This window comes from Agrobacterium salinitolerans (assembly GCF_027498475.1).
Lineage (GTDB): Bacteria > Pseudomonadota > Alphaproteobacteria > Rhizobiales > Rhizobiaceae > Agrobacterium > Agrobacterium salinitolerans.
This window is the reverse complement of sequence record NZ_JAPZLN010000001.1, coordinates 1,409,396-1,417,500: the sequence shown is the minus strand read 5'-3', so window position 1 is coordinate 1,417,500 and position 8,105 is coordinate 1,409,396. Positions and strand designations below refer to the sequence as shown.

At 59.0% G+C, this 8,105-nt stretch carries 4 protein-coding genes, 1 tRNA gene and 2 rRNA genes (1 of these 7 cut by a window edge); 4 read left to right on the top strand and 3 right to left on the bottom strand.

What is annotated here, in order from left to right; translation table 11 throughout:
• From O9X91_RS06860 to O9X91_RS06850, 3 genes are all read left to right on the top strand, one after another.
• Positions 1 to 1,960: ribosomal RNA gene (locus O9X91_RS06860) — 23S ribosomal RNA — on the top strand (it extends 1,099 nt beyond the left edge of the window).
• 396 nt (positions 1,961 to 2,356) lie between these two features.
• Positions 2,357 to 2,471 (top strand): 5S ribosomal RNA (gene rrf, locus O9X91_RS06855).
• A 240-nt stretch (positions 2,472 to 2,711) separates the two neighbouring features.
• Positions 2,712 to 2,788: transfer RNA gene (locus O9X91_RS06850), tRNA-Met, on the top strand.
• Between the two features lie 167 nt (positions 2,789 to 2,955).
• Here O9X91_RS06850 and O9X91_RS06845 read toward each other — a convergent pair.
• A complete protein-coding gene (locus O9X91_RS06845; RefSeq protein ID WP_193559324.1) occupies positions 2,956 to 3,804 on the bottom strand; it encodes a LysR family transcriptional regulator in 849 nt (282 codons plus the stop codon).
• Positions 3,805 to 3,907: 103 nt separating this feature from the next.
• Between O9X91_RS06845 and O9X91_RS06840 the strand changes: the two genes are divergently transcribed.
• Positions 3,908 to 5,242: an aspartate aminotransferase family protein gene (locus tag O9X91_RS06840; RefSeq protein WP_142913577.1), complete on the top strand. Its 1,335-nt coding sequence runs from the start codon at positions 3,908 to 3,910 to the stop codon at positions 5,240 to 5,242.
• Here O9X91_RS06840 and O9X91_RS06835 read toward each other — a convergent pair.
• Together O9X91_RS06835 and O9X91_RS06830 are read right to left on the bottom strand one after the other, a co-directional pair.
• Positions 5,239 to 7,344, bottom strand: a complete 2,106-nt coding sequence (locus tag O9X91_RS06835; protein ID WP_137410928.1) for a sensor histidine kinase — start codon at positions 7,342 to 7,344, stop codon at positions 5,239 to 5,241. The two genes, O9X91_RS06840 and O9X91_RS06835, sit on opposite strands and share 4 nt — an antisense overlap.
• The gene (locus tag O9X91_RS06830) at positions 7,341 to 8,075 is read right to left on the bottom strand and encodes a response regulator transcription factor (protein WP_137410927.1); all 735 of its coding nucleotides are present in this window, start codon (positions 8,073 to 8,075) and stop codon (positions 7,341 to 7,343) included. Before O9X91_RS06830 ends, O9X91_RS06835 begins: the two co-directional genes overlap by 4 nt.
• Positions 8,076 to 8,105 lie beyond the last annotated feature (30 nt).

Genomic DNA, 8,105 nt, shown 5'->3' with positions numbered 1-8,105 from the left:
CTCCGCGAAATCTATTTAGGTAGAGCGTCGACCTTATACCCTCGGGGGTAGAGCACTGGATGGGCTATGGGGACTCACCGTCTTACTGATCCTAACCAAACTCCGAATACCGAGGAGTACTAGTCGGCAGACACACGGCGGGTGCTAACGTCCGTCGTGAAAAGGGCAACAACCCTGACCTCCAGCTAAGGTCCCCAAGTCATGGCTAAGTGGGAAAGGATGTGAGGATCCCAAAACAACCAGGATGTTGGCTTAGAAGCAGCCATCATTTAAAGAAAGCGTAACAGCTCACTGGTCTAAATAAGGGTCTTTGCGCCGAAAATGTAACGGGGCTAAAGCCATGCACCGAAGCTGAGGATTGTGGCAACCTTCGGGTTGCTTCAGTGGTAGCGGAGCGTTCCGTAAGTCTGTGAAGGCGGACCCGTGAGGGCTGCTGGAGATATCGGAAGTGCGAATGTTGACATGAGTAACGATAAAGGGAGTGAGAGACTCCCTCGCCGAAAGACCAAGGGTTCCTGCTTAAAGTTAATCTGAGCAGGGTTAGCCGGCCCCTAAGACGAGGCGGACACGCGTAGTCGATGGGAACCACGTTAATATTCGTGGGCCTGGTGGTAGTGACGGATCTCGTGTGTTGTTCAACCTTATTGGATTGGTTGGGCGGCGAAGAGGTTCCAGGAAATAGCTCCACCGTATAGACCGTACCCGAAACCGACACAGGTGGTCAGGTAGAGTATACCAAGGCGCTTGAGAGAACTATGTTGAAGGAACTCGGCAAATTGCACGCGTAACTTCGGAAGAAGCGTGACCCTTTTGTACGCAAGTATGATGGGGTGGCACAGACCAGGGGGTAGCGACTGTTTATCAAAAACACAGGGCTCTGCGAAGTAGCAATACGACGTATAGGGTCTGACGCCTGCCCGGTGCTGGAAGGTTAAAGGGAGGGGTGCAAGCTCTGAACTGAAGCCCCAGTAAACGGCGGCCGTAACTATAACGGTCCTAAGGTAGCGAAATTCCTTGTCGGGTAAGTTCCGACCTGCACGAATGGCGTAACGACTTCCCCGCTGTCTCCAACATAGACTCAGTGAAATTGAATTCCCCGTGAAGATGCGGGGTTCCTGCGGTCAGACGGAAAGACCCCGTGCACCTTTACTATAGCTTTACACTGGCATTCGCCAAGGCATGTGTAGGATAGGTGGTAGGCTTTGAAGCAGGGACGCCAGTTTCTGTGGAGCCATCCTTGAAATACCACCCTTATCTTCGTGGATGTCTAACCGCGGTCCGTTATCCGGATCCGGGACAGTGTATGGTGGGTAGTTTGACTGGGGCGGTCGCCTCCGAAAGAGTAACGGAGGCGCGCGATGGTTAGCTCAGACCGGTCGGAAATCGGTCGTCGAGTGCAATGGCATAAGCTAGCCTGACTGCGAGACTGACAAGTCGAGCAGAGACGAAAGTCGGTCATAGTGATCCGGTGGTCCCGTGTGGAAGGGCCATCGCTCAACGGATAAAAGGTACGCCGGGGATAACAGGCTGATGACCCCCAAGAGTCCATATCGACGGGGTTGTTTGGCACCTCGATGTCGACTCATCGCATCCTGGGGCTGGAGCAGGTCCCAAGGGTATGGCTGTTCGCCATTTAAAGCGGTACGTGAGTTGGGTTCAGAACGTCGTGAGACAGTTCGGTCCCTATCTGCCGTGGGTGTAGGAATATTGACAGGATCTGTCCCTAGTACGAGAGGACCGGGATGGACGTATCTCTGGTGGATCTGTTGTCCTGCCAAGGGCATAGCAGAGTAGCTATATACGGAATGGATAACCGCTGAAGGCATCTAAGCGGGAAACCAACCTGAAAACGAGTGTTCCCTATCAGAGCCGTGGAAGACGACCACGTCGATAGGACGGGTGTGGAAGCACAGCAATGTGTGAAGCTTACCGTTACTAATAGCTCGATCGACTTCTTCGTTCCCATTGATTATGTTCATCGAACAAAGTTCGATGACATCATCTTCTGTCCTGACGCCCGAAGGGCTCCGGACGGGCCGCGCCACAGGGCGCGACGACCTCTGGTCTGTATGGCTGCCATGCTCATTGTTGAGCAAAGGTGGAATACCGACAGGTCACAGAAAGACGTGTAATTAAGATAAAAAGTGGCAATGCCACCCAGCTTCTCGAAACAACAGTTTCCATGTGAAAACATGGTCTGTGATCGCTTGGATCAGACGTTGCCTCATATGCGAGGTGACCGTATGGCCAATTGGTGTCCCCTGTGAGCGGCAAGCGAACAGGATAAGGTACACCAATAAACAAGCAATCATATGATCCATGCGAAACGCATGGATCATATGTTGCGTTTTGCCGACCTGGTGGTTATCGCGGGGCGGCCGCACCCGTTCCCATTCCGAACACGGCCGTGAAACGCCCCAGCGCCAATGGTACTTCGTCTCAAGACGCGGGAGAGTAGGTCGCTGCCAGGTCTGCAAAACGCAACTCAAAATCTTCTCAATCACACTCTTCGGCCCAGCCGACAAAAAGGGCCGCTACATGCGGCCTTTTGTCATTCAAGGCAAAGATTTAAAGGCAATAAAAATGGCGTACAAAATCATGTGCGCCCCTTAAAGGAGATAAATTGCTCCGCAATTTACTCCGCCAGAGTTCCGTCGTCGCTAAAGCAACGACGCAGACGCGACATTCGGCTTCGCCGAATGCGCTGGTAACGCGGGGTGGAGCAGCCCGGTAGCTCGTCAGGCTCATAACCTGAAGGCCGCAGGTTCAAATCCTGCCCCCGCAACCAACGATCCCTGTGATTGCGCCAAGCCCTTGCCACGCAAGGGCTTTTTGCGTTTCTGGACTGATGAAAACACTTCAGCTCTGCGCCTGCAATGATCGGCCCGATTTCCAGCCTTTTGTCACCTGAGATGGTGGAAAAGCCGGATATGCGGGTTGCGGGAACGCTCCAGGCTAAAGGCTGAGATCCGGAAGGACGGTGCGGATGTGGTTACCCAGCGCCCTGGCTGCTGAAGATGTCTGCGCGTCGGCAAACTCGATGGCAATGCCGATCGTCGGTAGGGGTGGTAGCCCGTTTTTGACGATATGAAGGTCGGCTGGAACGGCTGTCCTTGTCAGCACGCTGATGGCGTGGCCGGAGCGCGCGATTGCGATGAGGCCGGAAAGGCTGTTGCTGGCGAAGGCGACGCGGTAGCGGCGATTGGCGGTTTCCATGGCGGCGCACGCCGCGCGGTGATCCAGCGTCACGGGCGCGGAGAGTGCGAGCGGCAGCACATCCTTGGCGAGGAGATCCGGCTCAGGCCTGTCCGCCACCCAGACGAAACTTTCCCTGCGGAGCACATCGCGGTGATCCGGATCGGATTGCGAAACCAGGGCCATGTCGATCTGGCGGCGCTGCAGGAGGGGACGCAATTCCGTCGTGGGCGCACAGACCATGCGCAGGTCGATTTTAGGGTAGGTGCCGAAGAAGCCTCTTAGCAGTTCCGGCAGGAAGGCAATGGAATAATCTTCAGGGCAGCCAAGGCTGACGGTTCCCTGCAGCGTCGCCTGGCCCATATCGGCAAGGATTTCGTCATGCCGGGCAAGCAGGGCGCTGGCATGGGCAAGCAGTCTCTCTCCCGCTGCGGTTACACGCACTCCAGAACCCGTTCGCTGCAGCAGGATATGGCCTACCAGCCCTTCCAGCCGCTGCATCTGCGTGCTGAGCGCAGATTGGGTGCGGCCAATCTGCATTGCGGCGACACTGATGGAGCCGGCGCGAGCGACGATGATGAAGTTCTTCAGCAGGGTGAGATCGAGCATGGTGATATCAAGATTATCGATACCGGAGTATAATACTATCAATTGGACTGAGGGGGCAATGGGGGGTTATGTTTCCGCAAGATAAACTTTTGGGGAATGTGCCATGGACAAGCCTGCGAAGACCTTCGCCTCGCTCAATGACGAACCGGCTTTCTGGGAGGCCGCCAATAAACATCTGACGCGCTACGGACCGGCCTTCGAGGAGATCATCGTCGAGCGGGCTGAGGGAAGTTTCGTCTATGATGCGGATGGGCGCGCCATTCTCGATTTCACCTCCGGCCAGATGAGCGCGTTGCTCGGGCATACCCATCCGGATATCGTCGCCACCGTCAACCGGCAGATGGCATCGGTCGCGCATCTATTCTCGGGCATGTTGTCTCGCCCGGTCGTCGACTTGGCGGCGCGGCTGGCGGCGCTTGCGCCTGGTCTCGATCGTGTGCAATTGCTGACCACCGGGGCTGAGTCCAACGAGGCGGCGATCCGCATGGCGAAGCTCGTGACCGGCGGGCATGAAATCGTCGCTTTCGCGCAGAGTTGGCACGGCATGACGGGCGCTGCGGCCTCCGCTACCTATAGTGCCGGCCGCAGGGGCTATGGCCCTGCCGCGGCTGGCTCACTCGTTATTCCCGCGCCGAACGCCTATCGTCCGCGCTTCAAGAATCCCGATGGATCGAATGACTGGCAAGCGGAACTCGACGATGCCTTCGAACTGATCGATCGCCAGTCGACCGGCAATCTTGCCGCCTTCATTGCCGAACCGATCCTGTCGAGTGGCGGTATCCTCGAACTGCCGGTCGGCTATCTCGCTGCGCTAAAGAAAAAGTGCGAGGAGCGCGGCATGCTGCTCATCCTCGATGAAGCCCAGACCGGTGTTGGCCGAACCGGGCATATGTTCGCCTTCCAGCGCGATCGTGTGACCCCCGATATCATGACGCTGTCGAAGACACTCGGCGCCGGCCTGCCGCTTGCGGCGGTGATGACGAGCGCGGAGGTCGAACAGAAGGCCTTCGAGAGGGGTTTCCTGTTCTATACGACCCATGTTTCCGATCCCCTGCCGGCGGCTGTCGGCGTGACGGTTCTCGATGTGGTGGCACGCGATGGGCTGGTGGAACAGGCGATTGCCCGCGGAAACCGTTTGAAGGAGGGGTTGCTCTCGTTGCAGCAGCGCTTCGAATGCGTTGGTGACGTGCGCGGGCGCGGGCTTTTACTCGGACTTGAAGTCGTCGCCGACCGGCATACGAAAGCCCCGGGTTTCGAACTCGGTGCACGCATCATGCAGGAGGCGATGTTGCGTGGCCTCAGCATGAACATCGTCAAGCTGCCCGGCATGGGCGGCGTCTTCCGCATTGCGCCGGCGTTGACGGTATCCGAGCCGGAAATCGATCTTGGGCTGGAGATACTGGCGGATTCGATCGAATCCGCACAGCTTGCCCGCTAGGTGTGGCCGGCATTTGCCGGGAAGGTCAGTTCAACCCTTGCGCCTTCGCCGGGTCTGGAAGTGATATGCGCTTCGCCGCCGCTCTGGCGCACGAAACCGTAGACCATGGCGAGGCCGAGACCTGCGCCGCCATGGTCGCCCCGCGTGGTGAAATAGGGCTCGAAGGCCTTGTCCACGGCCTCCGGCGTCATGCCGATGCCCTCGTCGGCGACAGCGATCACCAGCGAATCTTTGCCCGAAGCGGCCTCGATTGAAATCAGGCCGCCATCGGGCATGGCGGCTGCGGCGTTCAGGCAGAGATTGAGGATGGATTGTTCGAAAAGGGCCGGGTCCAGCGGTATCGAGGGAAGATCGTCATCGATATGGAGCGCGATCCGGCATTTGGGGCCGACAGCGATTTCGAGAATATCGGCCATGCCGCGCAGCAGGCTGGCGACATTGATGACGCTTGGATGTATCGGTTGCTGGCTGCCGATGGTAAGCATGCTGCTGGCCAGAGAGCGGCCGCGATCCGCCGCCTTGCGGATGCGGGCGATGTGCCGCTTCTGGCGGTCGTTGAAACCGGCCTCCCGCTCCAGAAGACCGAGGCTGCCGGTGATGATGCCGATCATGTTGCCCACCTCATGGCTGACCTGGTGGGTCATGCGCATGATGCCATCAAGTCTCTGGGCTTTGACGGCTTCCGCTTCCTGGCGATCGAGCGCGGTCACATCGCGGGCGAGCAGCACGATGCCGCCGTCCGGCTGGCGCGACATCGATACTTCGATCACCCGCTGATCGTCAGTGCGGTGGCGCAGGACTGCGCGGTCGAGCAGTTCTCCCCGCTCTGCCTCGAAGGGCAGCAGGGCCGGGTCGATTTCCGGGATCGGCTCGACAAACCGGCGAAGCGGCAGTTTTCGCGATGAGCCGGAGCGTCCGACGAGTTCGATGATGCGGCGGTTCATGGTGATGGGCCTGCCGGCCGGATCGAAGAGTGCTATTCCCTCATTCATGGTGCGGAATGTCGAGCGGATGGTCCGGGCTGCCGCTTCCGCCGTGCGCCTGAGGCGCGAGACGCGGTCGACGCTGTCATGGAAGGCGCGAAACGCATCGAGCAGCCGGATCAACTCCGTCTCGGGACCAGTATACGAGGGCGGGCCGACATCCTTATTTCCTTTCGCAAGGGCATTCATGCCGTTGGAGAGCGTCACTATCCCGCGCGAGACACGCATCACTGAGCGGATCGAGAAGATCGCCACGATGAGAACCAGAAGCGAGGCGACGGCGACAATGATCAACAGTCGGTTGAGAGCATCGGAGGTCGAAATCAGGTCTTCGTTCAGCCTGCGCGCAACCGCATCGCCCTGGGTCTCGGTTGCGTGGGAAAGATCGCGCGACACGGTGTGAAGACGGGACACCGAGGCACGGATGGCGAACATTTCCAGAAGGTAGCGGCTCTGGGCCTCGAAGACCCGCTCATAGGGGTGCAGCTCGGACACGGGCAGGCGTTCGCCGGGATAGCCCTGTTGGCGCGCTGTTGTTTCCGCCACGTAACGGCGGCGCAGTTCACCAAGCTGGAAGAGGCTGTCGGATGCGGATGCGGCCTGCACGATGCCGTTCATTCGCCGGCGCAGTTCCGGATCTAAGATGCCCTGACCGGTGGCGATTTCGCCGAGTGCTGCTGCCGCTTCCGCTTTATGGCCCTGTGCCGCATCGGCATCCTTCGCAAGATCGAGCGTCTGTTCCCGGATAATCTGGAGGAGTTCAACGATGCGTTCGCTGGCAAAGCCGCGGGTAATCCGTTCGCCGCCGCCCGATCCTGTCATTTCGAGCAAAATATCGACCTGCTGGACCACCGAGCGGCTTTCGCTGGAAACGCGGTAGGGTGAGGCGGCGTTCATCAGAAACGGTGCGCTGGAGACGAGATCGGAGACCTGCCGCGAGACCAGCGAAGCCTTGGCGAGACTGGAAAAGGCCTGCAACCCATAAGCCGCCATTTCATCGCGGGCGCGCTGCAGACCATAAATGGCGATGGCGGAAAGGCTGAAGACGAGGAGGCAGGTAAAGACGATCGCAAAGGGCAGGCGGAAGGCGATGGAGGACAGGAAGGAGCGGCTGATCACGGGGAAAGCTCGCCCTCGTCGGTATGCAGAACATAACCCTTGCCGCGCCGCGTCTTGATGTGGCGCGGCAGGTCGGGGTTTATCTCGATCTTGCGCCTGAGCCGCAAAACCAGCACGTCGACATTTCGGTCGATATAACGGTCGCTTTCCGAACCCAGCCTGTCGAGGATCTGGGAGCGGCTGACGGGCTGGTTGGGTGTTTGCGCCAGTATTTCCAGCAGCGCGAACTCCGCAGTCGTCAGCGTTCGGCTATGATCGCTCAGGCAGACCGCCCGGCGGGCGTCGAGATCGATCGCCCAGTCGCCAAGGCACAGCGCCCCGCGCCCTTGATCGCTGTCCTTGTCCTGTTTCAGCGAAGGGATCGTTCGCCGCAGGACGGCCTTGATCCGGGCGGTGAGTTCGATCGGTTCGAAGGGTTTGACAACATAATCGTCGGCGGCTGTTTCCAGACCGAGAACCCGGTCAGCGGCGCTGCCGGCGGCGGTGACCATGACGATACCGATGTCGATCTGGCTGCGCAGCCGCTGGGCGAAGGTGCGTCCGGACGTGCCGGGCAGATTGTGATCGACGAGCACAAGCTGCATCCTTTCGCGCGCCAATATCTCGTCCGCCTCCTCGGCGGAGCGCGCGCAGGTGGGTAGCCAGCCCTCCGCCTCAATGAGGTCCGAGATGAGCTCGGCCATATCCGGATCGTCCTCGACGATCAGAATGCGAACCTTCTGATTAAGCACTGCACTTTCCTCCCATCACCATCATAGGCA

What these genes read in the sequence shown, in the direction of transcription:
- O9X91_RS06840 (WP_142913577.1), top strand. Translation starts at nt 3,908, where the DNA reads ATGGACAAGCCTGCGAAGACCTTCGCCTCGCTCAATGACGAACCGGCT.
- O9X91_RS06845 (WP_193559324.1), bottom strand. Translation starts at nt 3,804, where the DNA reads ATGCTCGATCTCACCCTGCTGAAGAACTTCATCATCGTCGCTCGCGCC.